Genomic DNA, 19,007 nt, shown 5'->3' with positions numbered 1-19,007 from the left:
AACAGGAGAATTTCCCGACTTTCCAACGAGATAATAACAATAAATTCGATTGGAATTATTTAGTTTTGGATATAGCTAGTTAGGGTGAGATTACAGGTGAGCTTATGAAATTTGGAACTTTTTTAGATTCTCATGGAAAGTTCTTTGATACTGTTCACTTTCCCCAAACGTTGAACCAATATCCCTTACGAGGAGCGGGGATTTATCTAATCGAAGGAAAAGTGGTAGTCGAATATGGTTGTCCTTCAATTGAAGTGATCCGGTGCGCCAAAATGCCTTTGAAAGCTGATCCACGGAGTGAATAATTTAAAACAATTTAGGATACATTATGATGCGAAGATAGATATTGCGTTTTTGAGAAAATTAAGTAATCAAACAATTAATAACTGTAGCGTTTTCCTATTGCAGACCGTATTACTAATTAATCAAATACACTATAATTATGAAAAAAGCTTTACTATTCTTAGGGATGATTACATTCCTATTTTTTTCATGTGACAAAGAAGGGGGACCAATACCAAGTGACAATAAACTTGAGATCCAGAAAGATGGCGTGACCTATGTCGATGAAAGATCAATTATTCTTCCACCAGGAGCATATGATGGGCCCAGACTTATATATAATACTCCATCTACGATTAATCCAAATGGAATTAAAGAAAGCATCCGATTTACATCCTCGCCTTACAAAAAAGGAAATCGAAATAATAAAGAATTCACCTTTAATATATACTTTCCTGTCGAGGGCGGTGTTAGCTTAAACAAAAAATATGAAATTAAGCCAATTAATGGAAAAGAGATATTTAACATTGAGAGAGATGGAAGAATTTTAGATCATGAAAAAGATTTGGCATATATTCGATATACCGAAGATAACAAAACTTATCACTATGGTACTGGGTATATTTCATTTACACATTTTGATGATAGCGGTTTGAAAGAAAATATCAAAGGTTCTGGAACAATAGAATTTTCTATTCTAAATAAAGATGGGAGTAAATCAATTTTGAAAGGGACATTCAAGTTATAGAAAATAAAAAAACCACTATTGGATTTCCCCTAATAGTGGTTCATTATAAAACCTAATTATGAAAGATGATTTTTTTTGAGGTTGTTCTATTCAGCCAACTTGGCTAGTTTGACAGGAATAGGATGACCAAGTTGGTTTTTTGAAATCTCCATTCCATTCACAAGTATTTGTGAATAACCTTTAGAAGCACCAGAACTCTCAAATTTTAATTTGATTGATATTTCCGCATATCCTTTGACCACTAATATACTTTCTGCGTAACCATCACTTTGCGGAGTAAGATTTCCAAAAACTTTAAGTACTTTCTCCTTTAGGCTTTCTTCATCTACTATATCCATATGTTTAGGAAGGTCAAGATTCGAATTATTTTGAATTTCTCTTTTACCTTCTTCGTTTACATAATATAAATCCAGATCACCTATTCCCAAGGATGCTCCTTTTGACTCAAAGATATTATTCCCATCTTCGTCTGCCAAAGCTAAACGCACTTCGCTATAAACATTTACACTGTTAATTCCTTCTTCCTTCTTGCACGAAAATAATGTGAGAAGTATTATCAATAATCCTAGTTTTTGCATATCGTAATTATTTTTTAATTGAATATACCATTCCTCTTTTGTATTGGAAATTTAATCCATTTCCAGCATCAGCACTAGCAAATCCAAACCAGCCGTTATTAGATCCTCCCCATCCCCAATTCATATGAAAATAAAGGAAAGATGCGCCACCTGTCCAGGTACCATCAGGGTTTTGCTCACCACAGCTTGTACCTCCTCGGACTCCATCTACGACCCAAACATGTCCACCATCATAAGTATGAAAAATAAAACCACTTTTATCGCTATAACCGCTTAAGATAACAGGACGGTTCGCTTGAATTTCACTTTTTACAGTATTATAATTAAAATCAGCAGCAGTTGCTGTAACTGAATATCCAAAGGTATTCTCCAAAGCGTATGGAATATCATTCAGATTTGAGGCAGCACCAGTTCCATTACAGTCCGGTTTAGAATTCACTGAATTTGCAACATCACGCATCAATTTAGAAATTTCATTAGCACCCGTAGAAACATCCCAATAGCCGGACACAGCATTAGGCATAATACTATAATTATATGAAGATGGATATTGATGATATCTCATCACTTGGGCCATCGCTGTTGCTACACAACCGGTATATGCTTTAGCATTACAATAATAAGGGGTACATGCTAGATCAGGCATTAAATTATTATAACCACCACTCTGATTCCAAGTTGTTTGTAAAAGAGGACCAATTTCAAAACCAGTTGGTTCACATCCTCCTGCAGGAGGGAAAAATCCAGCAACTTTATCAGTAGATGCTCTTTTCACATTAACTGTTGGAACATCTCCTCCTAAAAGCTTGACATAATTTCCCTTTTTTAGAAGGTTTTCTCCATTCACATTTTCTCTTGTACCTGATTTTAGCTCCTCTATCTGAACTTTATTTTCATATAACCACGCTTCCGTTGAGGATGGTATGGTATCGGATGGAAAGTTCGTCTCATCGGAATATGCTAATACCGGGTTAGCCCGACGATCTGCGGCCAAAATGATAAATCCCACCTTCCCATAATTAAAAACACGCATTAAAGGAGTCCCGTCGTCCGATAAAATTTCCTTTTTTAAAGTTGCATTAGTATTTCCAATATTTAATTTAGTTGATGCTTTTTTATTTGCGTCTCCTAAAATAAAATAATGTAGTGAGTCTGCGACCTTAATATTTTCACTTAATGGGATATAATACTCATCCTTGTTTAAAGCATCTGGTTCAATACTTTGATTTTTACATGAAACCAGTAAAAGGCCACTTAAAAATAAAATAAATAGTTTCTTCATTTAGAATAATAAAAGTTAATATGGGCCAAAAGTATTTATATCAAAGAGTATCTAGAAAAAATCTCGACAAACTGTAGTTTGACCTAGATAAATTGTATTATATGCTAGATAACCGAGGGAATTGGACAAAATATTCTCGACATACTGCTTTCGACCAATACAGACTATGAATATTTCAAAGAAGTATAATTATAATAAACATTTAGATATAAATGAAAGTTGATAACTTTATATATGCTTTATAATCCGTTTATGCAATTGACCCAAAATTCCTTCCATGAACTGGTCGAAACAGGTTATAATTATTGTATTCTCCAACGTTTTGAGTGGCCCGATGTGAAAGAAAAATCAGGTTTTCTTTTAACTCCATACGACGATCAGATGCCAGCCAAATTACATGCCCAGCAACTTGATATAAATGAAGGTAAGCTTCTACAGCTTCCTGAGGATGCTGAAAAAATAGAAAAATTATTAAAAACTGGATCGGGTTATCGCATTTTTCTCAATCAAATCAAAGAAGAGAATTGGAATAAAAGGATGCTTAAAATGTATGATAAGAATATTATAAACTACCTCAGGACAAAAACAAAATTTCAGCGAAAAAATCCGATTGATATAACTTTCTCTTTGGAATATGGGAGGGTGATAGCGGTCATAACAGACGGTCAAACTACCAAGAGAGTCACAGCTTTGGAATTATTGAGATAGCAATATAAATCCCTTCAATTTAAATCTTATCGAAACCGACACTTAATCCATTATTGTTTGTTTATATTAGGATAATTTATAGAAGTACACCAAAATATAGAAATTATGTGCTGGGACATTAGCTTACATACAGATATAGAAATTGTTAAATCAGCATTCCCCGGTTTAAGGGATGAACGCATACAACTGGATTATAATTATGATTATATGGAGAATGTACAAGCCATCACATTCCCAGACTATCCAATTATATATAAGGAAAAAGATTCTGAACAGCTTGCTATCAAAGAAATGGAATGGGGTGTTCTGCCTACTTATATAACTGACCCTAAGTTGCAAACGGATAGACGTCGAAATATGATTAACGCGCGTAGCGAAAGGATACTTGAAGATAAGAAATCATATTGGTACAGATTACGTTCGCAGAGATGTCTAATTCCTGTTTCTGGAACATTCGAACATCGTGCAATAAATGGTTGGAAAAAGAAAGTCCCCTATTATATCGGACAGGAAGGTAGAGAAATATTCTATATCCCTGGGCTGTATCAGTTTCATGAATCCTTTGACCAAGAAGGCGTGGTCGAAAAAGTGGGTTCATTCGCCATGTTAACAAGGACTGCAAACGAACTAATGGCAAATATACATAATGATGGACCGAACAAACATAGGATGCCCCTATTTCTTCCACCTGATTTAGAGAAGAAATGGATATCCAATATCAATGAAGATGATATGGCCTCCATTTTTGCCTATGATATACCAAGTCTAGCTTTAGAGTCATATCCCGTTTATACCCTAAGAGGATATCCAAACCGCCCAGATGGCAAGCATCGTTACGAACCATTTGATGGTTGGGAAGGATTACCTCCGCTGGGCAATGATAATGTACAGCAATCTTTATTTTAACAAGCTTTTTGGATTCAAACATTATATTAAGCCAATAAAAAACCACCGATAGACTCATTTAACTGTGGTTTTTATCTGCATCAACTATCCTGTTATAATTAGGAAAATACAACAGAATAAGTTGCCCTAATTAATCTTTCGGGATGAAAATATGCAGGCACTATTTCAACTTGATTTTTAACTCGCTTCTATTTTTTATATTTCCTATTAACCGATCAGTATTAAAATAAAATGAAAATCTTTCCTGTCTTGTTTTACTATTGGCCTTTAGTTCCATTCTTTTCTTTTCCATTCCTAGAATCCAAGCAATCGCCGGGTCATCTTCTATTCCAAAGTCAATATCTGTATCGTCATTCAAAGAGATATCAGCTTTGATACCTTTGAAATAGTTGTTTTCCCTATTGGCATTTTTGAGTTCATACATTCCTAAATACAGGTCAAATTGATCCACTGGAATTCCAAATGATCCAACTGGCTTACCGTAAGTATATACAGCAGAAAGGTTGTCCTCTGATACGCCTATAACCTGAACATCCATATACGGTTTTAGAATATTGATCAGTAGCTCACTTGCAGATGCAGTTCTGTTGCTCACTATAAAGTAAACTTTTTTTAAATCCGTCAACCCTTCATCTTTATGAAAATACGTTGTATTGGCTTCCACGCTATAATCAATATCATAAAGACTTATCTCTTTACCATTAATGATAACAGGCCGATTATATTCGTCATACAATTTGTAATTTTCCAATACTTTTGAAGTCCCATCCTGCATTTGCCTGTTATAATGTTCAGTATACATTATCTTGCCATTTGAAGCATTTGGTGCAACCAGATTCGCAATAAAATCAGCTGTAACCTGATATCCCCCTTGGTTGTACCGAAGATCAATGATGAGCTCATTAATTTTTTCCTGTGCAAAAGAAAGAAAAATTGGAGTGAGATATTTCTGCGCATTTTGAATTGGGGTGAAACTATTTAATGCAAAATAACCTATTTTCCTTTCTCCATTTCTCAATATATTTTGCTTTACCACCGGATTTATCTCATATGAAGCTGCATTTAAACGTACTTCCCGCTTTTTAACACCATCCTCTGTCACTTCAAGCTTAATGAACGACATGGAAAGTGATTTTTTCCATTGTTCTAGAAACGAAACTTCTGTTAATACACGTTCCCCATTTATGGATAAAATTTGTGTCCCACGCTTGAGACCTGCTTTACCTGCAGGTGAATTGGGATCAACATACAATAAACGGAAGATATTATTTTTAACCACCACGGAAAGGCCAAACGTATTACTTATATTATAAGCATTCTGAGGTTCTTTATCTTGGAATTCCCTAAACACAATACCAGAATATTTAGGTCTATTCAGATCTAATGGATTCTGCTCAAAGAGCTTGCCTGTCTCTCCATCTTTCGCAAATTGTGTAATTTCAAATATTTCATTCTCATAACACCTAAACTCACTCAACCCCTCATTATAAAACCGCGATGGATTGAAACGATCAACCGAAGGTAGTTGATCGTTCCATAGGTATACCCCTTTTGCGAGAAGAAAAATAGAGTCCAGATTTTCACTTACTCTTTTTTGCTCAAATGATATTTCAGCAATGTCATCCTTCTTTTTATTACAAGATTGAACCAAAAAGAAGGCAACAATAATTAGAATAATAAAATTTGTATGTTTCATTATACCTTCAAAATTCCGATTAAGGATACATCTCGTCAGATCTATTAGCCATATAATGATCCACTTTTTTAGGTAACACACGATAATTTTCACTTGGAACCATATCAAAATGACAGTAGTCTCTGGATGTTGTCGCATCTGATCCATAACGGACAAAATAGAATACTTTATAATTCTCTATCAACTGGTCGGATCCAGGATACTTCCATATTACATTGTCTGTTACCTTCCTAGTACTCCAATTTCCTACCCAATTATAGGTGCTTTTAGTACCATAATCCCGTTCATATTTATAATCAATAAAGATTGGAGCATCTTTATATTTTATCGTTGCAGCTGGATCTTGATAAAAACTCATGAAGATATCTGAATAAGTAAATTTTGGATTTGAGGATGAATTAGCCTCCCAATTGCTATTTTTATATTCAATTCGGACATAAGGTTTTTCAAAAGGCCCATAATTAATCTGGAAAGGCGCTTCAACCAATCCGTTTCCACTGTTCAAGTAAGCTAGTTGAAAGGCAATAGGTACTCCCGGACTTGCCTTGGAATACGTTGTATTAGCACTTAATACTTGAATAAAACCATTTAATCCCGCAACAGCTACAGCAGGTGAAGTATCTGTGCCGATCCCCGTATATTTAACTTTTATCGTTGCTGAATTTATGATATCTTTCTCTTCATTAGTTAATGCGGTACCGATACCAATCAGGTTTTTCAATATTCCGAGCTGCTTATAAACAGCATTGTACAGTTTAGTCGAACTATAGTTCGATTCTATTACCATAATACCCATACGGCCATAGGTAACACTTTTTACATAAACAGGAGTTTCTCCTCCAGTAATAGCTGGTATATCCAACCCAGTAGGATCAAATAATTCGTTATTATTTTTTGGCACATCCATATCAATAGTAAAATTGTGCTGGAAAAATTTTATTTTAATTGCCGATGCGGAAGCAATCAGATGGTTCTCTCCTTGCTGCGTTGTATTTGTGTTAATTAAAAATGCATCTAAACCTTTATTAAATCCATACATAGTTTTTAATTCCTCATATACCCGAAAAGTATCCATTTCGACTATCAAAGAAGCAGCCCCGACTTCACCGGGATTCGTATTCTCTAAATCTGTCAGCGCGGCATTATATAATGCTGCTTGAGAAATTGGACGAGGTAGACTTGTACGAGCAACCGCTGAACCAGAAACAGGCATCGAAGTAGATATGGTAATTGGGCGGATATTATTGGAAATACCTGTCAGCATCTGTGGTGAAAAAACACCTTTTATACTCTGACCCTTTAATATAGCACCTGGATAAATATTGAGCCCCATAGACTGGTCGGTAATAGTAAACATCTGTGATTTATATTTCTGATAAAAATAGAGCATATCAGGCTCACGAGGTGGAGAGTTGAGTGGAGGGTCGGTTGTTCCCGGTCCATCTTTATAGGCTCCTGCTTTAGGCTTAAATGGATTATCTTCGTCTGGTGGAGTAGTCAAGTCTGCTCTTTTCCCTCCAGATGATCTTTTGCCAGACAAATTATTTTCTGGATTAGACTTTGAGTTGACCGAAAAACCTTCGATCTTCGGTATTCTAAGTCGATCCAAAGCTTGTTTACCGTTTGCACCATTAAACTCGGAATCCAATTTCGAACAACTGACCACTAAGAATAGCATCAATAACAAAGGAAAATCCTTAATAATCCTTTGCAAAAAATAATTCATTCTACTTTTCATACTTTTAAGATTATATAGGCATAGGTCTCCATGGCATACAGGAAACATGATGCTTATTGGTTAAAAAAAGTGTTATTGATTAATTTAGATCTTTATTACAAAGCTTAAATTCTATTTATTTAGAGATTAACTACCGAGAGGCATTCCATTACCTATTGCCCATTTCCGGGTTCTCTTTTCTTTTAACTGCCCTTTTTCATCATAGATACTATAACTGGCACTTACCACATTATTCTGAATATTATAATCGGTAATTTTTACGGAGTAATCTGCCGGAATGTTATTTGTCTCTTTTAGATTGTCCTTCCAAATTAAGGGCTGTTTTCCCTCCCATTTGTCTTCAACGCTAGTGACTATCTGTACTCTTGCCACAACTCCTTCGGGTAGGAACAACATATATTCATAGTTGTTAATCGGGATTTTCCATAAACCCCCAGAAGGATAATAGGCATCGGTAGCATCTATATCCTTGGTATAGCGAACTGAAAAATCCCGCTCGTAACATACCAATTGAGTTCCCCGCTGTCCGAGTCCCATGTTCCCTCCACCTCTGTTAAGGTCTTTTTCGGTACCTTCTCTTACCAATAAGCTATTTTCATACCACTGAACTAATTGATTGTCCAGAACTTTATAAGTCCAGTCTAGGGCTTCTTCAACTTTATACTTTTTGGTATAAAATTTCTTACTATCAAGATCTATATTTGCCAGAAGCTGAATATGTTTTTCTTGTATATCTAGGTTATCGAGCACAATCCTTAATGAAAGTGTAGCTTGATTGACATTTATATATTTACTAGGCGCAACAAGATAGATAAAAAGCTTACTTGAACTTTCAGGAATCTCACTTGCTTCAATAGTCGGGCAAACTTCTGAAAAAATGGTCTTCCCATCTTTATTATCGACTCTGATCTCTAAAGTATTGTCCAACGTATTTACCACATAATATTGGTTCCCCGTACTATCTGTTTTAGCTTCGGTTCTCCATTTTTCATTTTTCTTCTCAGGAACATCTGGAGTATCTTTTTTACATGAAAATAAGAAGCATGCCATTAGTAAACATACACTTAAAATCCCTAAACTCTTTTGTCTAAATGTTGTATTCATCATCATAAAATATATTTAATGGTCAATTCTAAACGTCGTTTTAAATGGCGAGTTATCTTTTAGATATTTCGCGGTATAATAAATCGGCACTCCTGGATCACTCGCAGTAAATGTACCTACGTTCTGTGCGATAAAATCAGATACGCCATCAGGACTTGGATTGATCAGTAGTTGTATCACATTATTTCCGATAGTACTTCCCAATAGATAGATAGTTATACGACAACTGGCAAAAAGATTTGTTTCTTCCTGAGTATAGGATTCAGTGGTCTTTTTAAGGATCTTCTTCACCATCTTCTGAAAAGCACTTCTCATTTCGGAACTATTGTTGTTAGATTCAAGTACCAATAATCCAAACCTACCATAAGTTACGGAATTAATATATACCGGAGAAATACCATCAAAAGCATTGGCGGGAATAGAAGCCATATCAATCAGCTCATTAGCAGTAGGATCGGACATCGTATAGGTAAAATTCTCTACTGTATAACTGGCCATGAATTTAGTGGAATAGTAGGTTCCGCTTGAATATGAATCGAAATTTGTATTGGTCGAAGAAAATAGCTTATGCTGATTTACATTATAGCCAAAAGCATATTTCACTTCCTCATATTTTGAAAATGCGGCAAAATAGTCTGAATAATTGAGTATCGTATTACCTGAAAAATCGGGTGCCAAAAGTGCATTTCGTAAAAATATCCGGCTATTTGATAGACTCGGTACGGAGAGAGTCCCTATTGATAAACTGGAAGGAAATGATAACTGGACACTGATTGGTGCAGTTTGATAACCAGAAAAGGTCTCAAATTGATCCGATGCTATTGACGCCGCCTTTAAAAGTGAGCCGGGATAAATATAACTTAGATTCCCTGGTGTTACGACCATCTCATCAGATTCATAAAATGAGCTTGTTCCTGCCCCATTTGTCCAGACACTATCCCGAAGGTGTATCATTCCGGCAGTTTTCTTACGGTCAAATACTGTTTTGATGTCTTTATTTTTATTCCTAAGATCAACGATATCCAAGGGGGCTATACGAAGATTGCTAAAATATTCCGAGAGAAGTTTCCCAACGCCTTTTTCAGCAGGCGATGGGTTTTGAATTTCTTCCTTTTTACATCCTATAAATGAAAGGAGGAAAAAAATGGCTATGATTATTTTGACTCTCATACCAAATAAAATTTAATTGACCTAATTGGCAATATTAATCTTGAACTGATTCCTAAAGGTGGCAAAATCATCGAGATAATTTAAAGAGTAATATAGAATATCCCCTGGACTATCTTTTGTAAAGCCACCATTTGCCGCCAAAACCTCTGCAAAACCTGTTAGACCGGTTGTTATTGCCTTAACGATACTCTTTCCATCAGCTCCGATAATATACACCTTCATCCGCGAATTATTTATTATAGTTTTCTGCTCATTAGTTAGTCGCAAGTTCAATGCTGCCGAAAATGATGGACCTAGACTGTCAGTCGACGAAACATTTAACATTTCTGCGGATAATGTTAGCGCGACATTAAGTGTTTTTTTGACCGCGTTGTAAGAGGAGTCTGACTCCATGATAAAAATCCCCTTTCTTCCGTAAGTTACCGAACTGACAATTACAGGTCTGATTCCATTGAATATAGAGTAGTCAAAATTGCTCTTGAGAAAAGGCTCATAAATTGGAGGTTCGATAGCGATGGAAAAGTTCTCTTGCGTAAATTCAGCCCTTACAATTGTTGTAGCAGTTGAATTTTCAAGGGTATCCAGATAATTAACAGTTAAAATTTTAGCAAGATTCAAATTTGCGCCAAAAGATTTTTTTAGTTCCTCGGTCTTTCTAAACTGACTTTGTTCGTAAGTAAACGATTGGATCTGGTTTCCTGCTGCCGAACTCAAAGCTGCACGTAGATAACTAAGATCTTGTATTTTCGAAGGTATGACAGTCCTATAGATACTGTCAGTAGGGAAATTGGCGTACATGGTAATCGGGTTTCTATAAGTTACTGGAATGAAAACCGGATTCACATTATCTACATCAATTGCTGTCTCCCCTTTTAGAATAGCACCTAAATATAATTTTCTTCTTGTCTCTTCAAGAACAGCAGGAATATCGGTGGTTTCATAGAATGAAGTTTTTCCTGCATTGTTAGGCCAAATGCTGTCTCTGAGGAATGTAAGGGAATTTTGTTTGCCTTTTTTTGAAAAGCCTTGTATTCCTGCCGTATCAAAACTTGAAAGATTGATCTCTGTAGGTTTAAAAGTGTAAGTTTTCAGACCTTTAAGTCCAGAGTTAGGCTCAATGGTCCCTCCCGGAACGAGATCTTTGGAACAGGAAGTGATTAAAACCACAAATGTTGCTATTAAAGCAATACAATTTAGTTTCTTTTTCATAATCGGTATTATATAAAGTTTAAAATTGGACAATTCATACCCAAACTTTCCCCTTCTTCTTTTATAATATCACCGAATATATTTCCCCTAATGATATCCAGTGGGAATAAAAAGCAGTAATAAAAAATACTGTCATTTCGAATTATAAAAGGTCTTCTTTCCCTAATTATTGATAATTCTAAACCTTATTTAATTAATTACCAAATTAACTCGACGAACGAAGTTTCGACCAATACAAACATGCCAATTGACACGATGAAAAATAAAGGGATATATAGTTTTCATTTCGTACAATGAAAAAAAGAAGATGAAGTAAACGCTTAGAAGTATATATAAGGTATTTTTTAAAATAGGATAATTTGATATTTTTTACTTATTTAGAATTACTAGTTTATTATATGGAAGATACAATTGATTCAAAACTTTTCGACCCCTTCAAAGGACAGATTTTTAGGATTACTTATAAATCATTAGACTACCAAATAAAGTTGTTAAAAAGAGATATAAAAAAAGATGAATCAGAAATTGATATTTTATTGGATGGAATAGTCCAAAAAATAATCAAAAAAAATGGAAGTTGGTGTTTTGAAGATACAGATTTAGATAAAGATTTCGCTTATGAGATTTGGAGAGTGATTTCTTTAAGATATAGGTTATAGATTGGAGAATTTATCTTACTTATCAAAAGACACATTAGTTACCTGTTCTTTAGAAATAACTTCAATAAGTTTGTAGGTTTTGGGATTTCCATCTATTGGCGGAGATGTCAAAATAGTTATCTGAACTTTTAAGTTGTAACGGTTTCCTTCCTCGAAAACAAAACCACTAATCTCGTCTAAACCTAAATGATACTCTTCTTTATTACTGTCCCTCACCTTTAGCGCTGGTATATCCTTAGGTTGGTCTGGTTTCCTTGGAGGATGTGGTGCGACGTACTCAACATCAGGTTGGATCTCAAACTGAGTAATATAGGTTTGGTCAGAATTTTCTTTGCTGCACGAAAACAGGAAAATTAATAAAAGGAAAATGCTATTCTCATGGATCTACTTTAAAATCAAAAATACAATTTCAGACCGAATTAAAATTACTATATTCAGAGTAAACAATTGGAATCTTTCCAGCTTTAACCCTAAGAGTATTTCCAATGCTTTAAGAGTGATAAAAGTCAGGGAAAACTTCAAAACACTTAGAACCATTTTTTGAAAAATAATCGTAATATTTTTTTTAATTAAATCATGTCGCTAGAAACATTTACCATTCCAGGATATAAGGATATTTTTAAAGGTAGCAACGAAAGTTATGAAGAACTTGTTAGAGACCTCAATTCTGAAACGATAATAACTTTATGTTCAATGTTAAACGGAGAATTAACTTGTCCCGAACCAATAGCGGATATCCAAAAACGTTTAATATCCTTAATTTCTAAAAACTTTACATTTGATCAAAAGCAGCAATTAAATGATTCTTTCCTTTATTTCAACGAAACAGCTTCTGGAATATTTCAAGGAGGTATAATTTTTAGAAGGTATCTTTTAGCAATGATATTGAAAGAATTGAACAATTACCGCTCTGTTCAATCGAGAAAGTCTAGTCAAGAAAACGAATACCTCTTTTTTAAAGCATATCTTAAGATTATTGATGAAGTTAATGACTCAGATTTATTAAAAATAGATTTTTCAGAAATAGAAAAAAGTAATCCATTATACATATTTTGGTTGTGCTGGAAACCTATTCTAGGTCAATTCGAATTAATGGAAAAAGGAAATATGGTCTTTGAAATGGTAAAATCGGCATGCCTTTTAGAACATGCTAAAAATAACTTATTAGTATATCTAAAAGAATATCTAAACAAGTTTGGGTTCAAAAGTCCAGGTCATTTGCTTGCAAGCTTCAATAGTATCTATAAAGCAACAGAATCCTATAGGCCTAAGGAACATATTCGAAAATATACACTATTGAATGTAAGAAAAAATAATAGTGTAAAGCATATAAAAAGTCAGTGTATTAAGCCTGAAATTAAGGGTACTTTAGAACTTAGAGACCTCAAAAAGTCTCCATTATTTTTTCACCAAAAAAGACATAGCTATATTATATTAGATTATTATTTCGCTCGTAAAAAAACATTTAGAAGTACTTATTTCGAATTATTTCACCACACTAGTTTAAAACCTGATGACAAACTATTACAACAAAAAGCTTTCAATAAATACAGCCAAGAAATAGGAGATTTATTAGAAGCTAAATGTCTTAACCCTATTATTACCTTATTAGCAGGCAATGATTTTGATAAAATTCATTTTGATGATAAATCAGAAGGCATACCTGACGGTTATGTTCGAAAAGATAGAAAGATCTTTTTGTTCGAATACAAGGCATACTTTTTTCCAGAAAGCCTTGTCAATGAGTTAGATTTCAATAAAATACTTCAATATTTCGATGACAGATTTATCGATAAAAAAGGTATTGGACAGATTAAAGAACAAATTACCAAAATCTATAATTTAAAATTTGACTTTGATAAGGAGTTAAAAAATTTAGTAGAAACTGGTAACATTACAATCTATCCAATAATCACATTTAATGAATATCACTTCGGTTTAACAGGACTCACTCAATATTTAGACGGCGAATTTAAAAAGATAATTCCGCAAAAATACCGTGAGAAGTTTTCGATTATGCCGTTTGCCCTAATTAATCTAGAAACAATCTTGGACATGGTGTTAACTAATCAAGACATAAATGACTTAAAAACACACTTAAATTCTTATCAAACATTTACATCTAACACTCAGTATCGTTTCTTCAAGAATCTAGACAATGCTACTTTAAATTCTGCCTTTATTGGATTTGATAATTATTATTATTCGGCAATTGCCCCCCAACCTGTTTCAATCGAAAAGACACAAAATATTTTGACTAGTTTATTAAACCTTACTGGTATCTCATTAGACGAATTAAATCGAAAAATATAATTTAATCATGATTTATCATTGTTAACAAGATTCCCTGAAAAAAGAATTTTTAGCGAATAATTTAATGATTCAATACACTATGAAAGCACATAATACAGGCTTATTAAAAGCTAATATAAAACTCAAAAAGGAGACAGAAAGTAATTTAGAAACAATGAAAGAAAAGTTTAATGAGCTAAAACTCCTTTCTACGCAAGTTGGCAATAATGAAAACTTCCATAAAGCCTATAGTTGTTTTTTGTATTTATTTTCCTATATCCCGGTAATGGGGACAAAATTAGATGTTGGTATTTCCCTTTTCCGGTCTAGACAACATATTAAAAAGAACGAGACATTTACTAAGATTTCTGAAATTTCATTCAATCAAAATTTTCATCTTATTAAACAAGGGCGATTTAATCGAGAGGGAGAGTCAATGTTCTATGCTACTCTTCCTGTTAATGATAACTTGATCGAATCTACTCTTGTCGCTTGCTTAGAAACCTGTAAAAGATTAACTGAGCTGCCTGCTATTTCAATTAAGGATTTTACAATCGGTAAATGGGAAATTAAACAGCCATTTTATGTTGTTAATTTTTGCATGGACGGAGAGCATTTAAAAACAAATTTTGGTATCAAAATCCAGATAGATGATTATGTAGACCTAATCAAAACAAATTATAATCATTTTACAAGTGATTTTATTTTGGAGTTTTATCAGTACTTTTCAGAATTAAGCAGTAAGCGAGCAGAAAATAATAACAATTACTTCATACTCATAGCTCTATTTTTATCCCTGAGAGAGTATTATAAAAATAACCCAAATTATAAGGTTATGGGGCTCATATATCCAAGTGCTATGAGTGAAAGAAAAGGATTGAATATTGTACTCATACCAGAGGTCGCAAAGAATTTAATCTATTGTGAGAAAGTTGGAATGTATCGTTTTAAAGGTTCAGAAAAATCATATAGAGCGGCCCCATGTTGTGATGTCAGTATTCCTACGGAAGAAGGATATTTTCAAATTCAAGGACATAATACTATTAGAGACGAAGAACACTATGAACCTGAATGTTAATTAATATACAGGGTGAATACAAAAATTAGTAAGCCAAAATTTTTATTACTTTTAGCCTTATAAAGCAAGCATATTATCGTTCTTAATCTATTATAACATGGAAAATTCTTTACAGAATGTTTTAAATGAAATTCCCATTCAATTGGACACCTATATTAACATGGAACAGCCAAATGAAACATTACCAATTTACCACGGAGAATTCGTAATTACCAATGGTATTGAAGAAAGTTTGGTAAATGGGAGTATAGAATTCACTTGGTTTCCAAACCCTTGTGTCAAATTCAATGGAACATTTTCCGGTGGGGAATTAATGTTTTTTGAAATGAAAAACTTAATACTCAAAATTAACAATGAGAATATAGGAGTTGTAAATCTTTCAGAAGTTTCACTAGGTGAAAGGGGACAATGTCGTGGTTATGTTAACCGTTTTATTGAAGGGGACTCTTCTATCGCAGTACAAGAAATTATATTTTGTATTCCTAATTTGAGAGGTTACATTGGTGATCGTGTTAGGCATTCTGAAAATAGACAGAAGATTTCTAGTAATAGGATCGAGTTAATTGATAGATACTTTCGAATTATTTTGGATAAATTCTCAGATTTTACTGACAGAAAGAAAAAACTACAAAACAATGGTGGATATCTGCTCACTTATGTTGGAAAAGTTTCTAAAATTAATGGACAACCAATTCGGCTAAAAGAAATTCACGAGTGGCATCAACAACTACAAAATTTCTTATATTTCATTAATGGATTAAGGGCTTCTCCATTATTTTATAGAGGAATTCACGATGGTAGGGAAATTTTTACGGATTATTCATTTTACAATTCAGATCCGTACAAATTTGTGCATAGTTGGTCGAATATTTCAGAAAATATTGATTTTAATAAACTATGGAAAGAATATAGTAGGCTTTGGAAAAATGAAAACAATAGAGATTTTTTATTAACTGCTGTTCATTGGTATGTAGAAGCCAATTCAAATGCAGGAAAGGTCGAAGGTTCGATAATATTAATTCAAACTGCGCTTGAATTAATATACAATTGGTTAATAGTTGAAAACGAAAAGATCATTATAGGGAATGAGGCCGAAGGAGTATCTGCTGCTAATAAAATACGGTTACTAATTTTTCAACTGAAAATTAGTAAGAGCATTCCAGACAGTTTCGAAGATCTTATTAGTGTTGCAAAAGAAAGCGATGGTCCAGAAATATTTGTTAAAATTAGAAATGCGTTGGTCCACGGTCAGGAAACAAAACGTAATGAATTACAAAAAATTTCGGGCAAAGCCAAATTCCAAGCACTTCAATTAGGAATATGGTATGTTGAATTAGCGCTATTATATATTTTAAAATATAAAGGAAGATATAAAAACAGAACAGATGGGAAGATTTGGGAAGGAGAAGGTGAAATCGTACCGTGGGCAAATCCTAGAAAATTTAAAATTGGTCCACCCAGCAAATTTAAAGAAACCGAAATCGAATCATTCTTAGATCTTTTATTGACCCAAAATAAGGTCAAAAACCCTTCATTGGATCGAATCAGAAATTGTAAATTGATAGCAATAGGATATGATTGGAACACTCCAATTTCTATTGGTGCAATCAAACCTAAAACAAAATCAGATTTCACAGAAAAAAAAGCTAATTTATTAGAGGAGGCTGATAAGTATGAATGGGAAATAGGTTATTTTTTTACAGATCCTGAATTTCAGGGTAAGGGCTACAGCTCTCAAATATTAGAAGAATTATTAAACAAATATGGAAAAGGAAATTTAATGGCTTCCACTGAAATGCGTGAAAATAATGCGATGATTCATCTCTTAGAAAAACATGGTTTCGTAAGAAAAGGTAAACCATGGAAGAGTGGTATCAGCGGTAACGATCTAAATTTGTATTTAAGAAATTTCGAAAATAAAACTTTTAAAATTCAAGATTAGACATGTTATTGAATAAAATTATAGATCTTATAAATTCAAAAAGTGAAGGTGAATATTGGGACTTTAAAGAGAAGCCTTATGAAAATAACGCTGCACTTTTGCATGATATATTATGCCTTTCAAATTGTCTCTATGAGGGAGAAAGATATTTGATTATTGGAATAACAGATCCTTCAAGCGGGTGTCAATTAATTGGGTTGGAAAAAAATCAAGCTAACCGTAAAAATCAAGTTTCTTATATAGACTTTCTAAGATCTATAAAATTTGCGGGAGATAATAGACCGGTATTGGAATTAAAAACTTTAAATCTAAATGGTTCAGAAATTGACGTTTTAGTAATACAAAATTTACCTTTAAAGCCCTATTATATTACTACCTCATACCGAGATAAAGACAAGGAAGTCAGAGCGAATCATATTTATTCGAGAACCCAGGATACAAATACGCCGATAGATAAATCTGCCGACATAAATCAAATTGAAAAAATGTGGTATCAAAGATTTGGTTTAGATCTTACTCCTGTTTTAAAGATGCAGCGATATTTGTTAGATCCAAATCAGTGGACAAAAAACATTGGTAATAGCAGATTAATCTTTCATAATACTTTTCCTGAATACACTATTGATTTGAGTGAGGTGGAAATATTTTGGGAAGTATATAGTTACTTCTTTCCTAATGAAAAATCATATTTAGGGACAGCAAAGTTTAAATTCCAACAGACTGAATTGTTTGAATTAGAATACATGTTTTGCGATGAGATGAGAATTATTTTGCCAGTACCTCAAACTGCTTATTTACGGATTAATGACGAAGATTTTTGGTATTTTTATTATGATAAAAGCTCCATAAATGGAAAATTTTTATATTTCCTTACAGAAGGAAATTATACGTTTCATTCACGTGGATCTGGAGCACCATTTCTTTTATTTAAAGATGAAGCTAATAAAAGAGAGTTTGATCAATACATCTTAAAGCACTCCTCCATTATAAAAGAAATAAAACCTTCTTTTTTGGCATCTCAAGCTTTAAAAAGTATGAAACAAACTGGAAACCAATCAGTAATTGACCCAGTATTTATTGACCAAATAAACCAATTATATCAAACTTGGATAAAAAATACAGAATACGAGTTAAATTACAAATAACATTGCATAGTGAGCCCATTGGTGTAAATGAAACTTCTTCGATATTTATATTCCAATTATAAATGAATAAACAAATCTAATTTCTTGAATTTGTAGATTTCCACAGGTATATCAACCATATTCCAAACGCAATAGTGAATCCAACCCAAGGAGTCTTCATACTTAGGGCGGCAAAGAATCCGATGACCAAAATTATATTGATAACAAAAAACAAAATTACACTTCTCATAACATTAAAATTTTTATAAAAAAAACAGGCAAATAGAATTACATAGTGTAATCCTATTTGCCTGTTTTAATCTTCTTAATAAACTGTAATAAAGGCACTAAAGGTTCTATTGAACTCTCGTGACCTCCACAAACAAAAAAGCCTAATGAATATTCCGACAAAAGTACACCACGGGTTCCGGACGAAAGTACACCAGATTTAGTGACCAATAACCCGAGCTATTTTACAACTGGATTGTATT

General features: G+C 33.5%; 16 protein-coding genes. 8 read left to right on the top strand and 8 right to left on the bottom strand.

Going from position 1 to position 19,007, the window contains the following annotated elements; genetic code table 11:
- Window positions 1–442: 442 nt before the first annotated feature.
- Window positions 443–1,030 carry a hypothetical protein gene (locus L1283_RS27290; RefSeq protein WP_286736950.1) on the top strand — a complete coding sequence of 196 codons (588 nt, stop codon included), beginning with the start codon at window positions 443–445 and terminating at the stop codon, window positions 1,028–1,030.
- Between the two features lie 86 nt (window positions 1,031–1,116).
- Here L1283_RS27290 and L1283_RS27285 read toward each other — a convergent pair whose 3' ends face one another.
- Window positions 1,117–1,608 carry a hypothetical protein gene (locus tag L1283_RS27285; protein ID WP_286736947.1) on the bottom strand — a complete coding sequence of 164 codons (492 nt, stop codon included), beginning with the start codon at window positions 1,606–1,608 and terminating at the stop codon, window positions 1,117–1,119.
- A 7-nt stretch (window positions 1,609–1,615) separates the two neighbouring features.
- On the bottom strand, window positions 1,616–2,890 hold the full coding sequence (locus tag L1283_RS27280; RefSeq protein WP_286736944.1) for a C10 family peptidase: 1,275 nt from the start codon (window positions 2,888–2,890) through the stop codon (window positions 1,616–1,618).
- A 252-nt stretch (window positions 2,891–3,142) separates the two neighbouring features.
- Between L1283_RS27280 and L1283_RS27275 the strand changes: the two genes are divergently transcribed.
- Both L1283_RS27275 and L1283_RS27270 read left to right on the top strand, forming a co-directional pair.
- A complete protein-coding gene (locus tag L1283_RS27275; RefSeq protein ID WP_286736942.1) occupies window positions 3,143–3,598 on the top strand; it encodes a hypothetical protein in 456 nt (151 codons plus the stop codon).
- Between the two features lie 105 nt (window positions 3,599–3,703).
- Complete coding sequence (locus L1283_RS27270) at window positions 3,704–4,504, top strand: SOS response-associated peptidase (protein ID WP_286736941.1); 801 nt, start codon at window positions 3,704–3,706, stop codon at window positions 4,502–4,504.
- Between the two features lie 160 nt (window positions 4,505–4,664).
- Here the strand turns inward: L1283_RS27270 and L1283_RS27265 are convergent, their stop codons facing one another.
- The 5 genes from L1283_RS27265 to L1283_RS27245 form a co-directional block, all read right to left on the bottom strand.
- Window positions 4,665–6,200: a S41 family peptidase gene (locus L1283_RS27265; protein WP_286736938.1), complete on the bottom strand. Its 1,536-nt coding sequence runs from the start codon at window positions 6,198–6,200 to the stop codon at window positions 4,665–4,667.
- A gap of 19 nt (window positions 6,201–6,219) precedes the next feature.
- Window positions 6,220–7,938, bottom strand: coding sequence for a thiol-activated cytolysin family protein (locus tag L1283_RS27260; RefSeq protein ID WP_286736935.1), 1,719 nt, complete (start codon window positions 7,936–7,938; stop codon window positions 6,220–6,222).
- A gap of 126 nt (window positions 7,939–8,064) precedes the next feature.
- Window positions 8,065–8,988, bottom strand: a complete 924-nt coding sequence (locus tag L1283_RS27255) for a hypothetical protein (protein ID WP_429626710.1) — start codon at window positions 8,986–8,988, stop codon at window positions 8,065–8,067.
- Window positions 8,989–9,057: 69 nt separating this feature from the next.
- Window positions 9,058–10,212, bottom strand: a complete 1,155-nt coding sequence (locus L1283_RS27250) for a thiol-activated cytolysin family protein (protein ID WP_429626709.1) — start codon at window positions 10,210–10,212, stop codon at window positions 9,058–9,060.
- 21 nt (window positions 10,213–10,233) lie between these two features.
- A complete protein-coding gene (locus L1283_RS27245; RefSeq protein WP_286736930.1) occupies window positions 10,234–11,421 on the bottom strand; it encodes a thiol-activated cytolysin family protein in 1,188 nt (395 codons plus the stop codon).
- A 398-nt stretch (window positions 11,422–11,819) separates the two neighbouring features.
- Here L1283_RS27245 and L1283_RS27240 point away from each other — a divergent pair, with 398 nt between their 5' ends.
- Window positions 11,820–12,080 carry a hypothetical protein gene (locus L1283_RS27240; RefSeq protein ID WP_286736929.1) on the top strand — a complete coding sequence of 87 codons (261 nt, stop codon included), beginning with the start codon at window positions 11,820–11,822 and terminating at the stop codon, window positions 12,078–12,080.
- Between the two features lie 15 nt (window positions 12,081–12,095).
- On the opposite strand, the gene L1283_RS27235 is transcribed toward L1283_RS27240, so the two are convergent.
- The gene (locus L1283_RS27235) at window positions 12,096–12,311 is read right to left on the bottom strand and encodes a DUF4377 domain-containing protein (RefSeq protein WP_286737019.1); all 216 of its coding nucleotides are present in this window, start codon (window positions 12,309–12,311) and stop codon (window positions 12,096–12,098) included.
- Between the two features lie 345 nt (window positions 12,312–12,656).
- On the opposite strand from L1283_RS27235, the gene L1283_RS27230 reads away from it, so the two are divergent.
- The 4 genes from L1283_RS27230 (at window position 12,657) to L1283_RS27215 (ending at window position 18,537) form a co-directional block, all read left to right on the top strand.
- The gene (locus L1283_RS27230; protein WP_286736927.1) at window positions 12,657–14,393 is read left to right on the top strand and encodes a hypothetical protein; all 1,737 of its coding nucleotides are present in this window, start codon (window positions 12,657–12,659) and stop codon (window positions 14,391–14,393) included.
- A gap of 79 nt (window positions 14,394–14,472) precedes the next feature.
- Window positions 14,473–15,450 carry a hypothetical protein gene (locus tag L1283_RS27225; RefSeq protein ID WP_286736926.1) on the top strand — a complete coding sequence of 326 codons (978 nt, stop codon included), beginning with the start codon at window positions 14,473–14,475 and terminating at the stop codon, window positions 15,448–15,450.
- A 97-nt stretch (window positions 15,451–15,547) separates the two neighbouring features.
- A complete protein-coding gene (locus L1283_RS27220) occupies window positions 15,548–17,392 on the top strand; it encodes a GNAT family N-acetyltransferase (RefSeq protein WP_286736925.1) in 1,845 nt (614 codons plus the stop codon).
- Window positions 17,393–17,394: 2 nt separating this feature from the next.
- Entirely contained in the window at window positions 17,395–18,537 is a 1,143-nt protein-coding gene (locus L1283_RS27215; RefSeq protein WP_429626708.1) for an RNA-binding domain-containing protein, read from the top strand.
- Window positions 18,538–19,007: the final 470 nt, after the last annotated feature.

This window comes from Sphingobacterium sp. HSC-15S19, assembly GCF_050433745.1.
GTDB classification, from domain to species: domain Bacteria; phylum Bacteroidota; class Bacteroidia; order Sphingobacteriales; family Sphingobacteriaceae; genus Sphingobacterium; species Sphingobacterium siyangense.
This window is presented reverse-complemented; position numbering and strand designations above follow the sequence as displayed.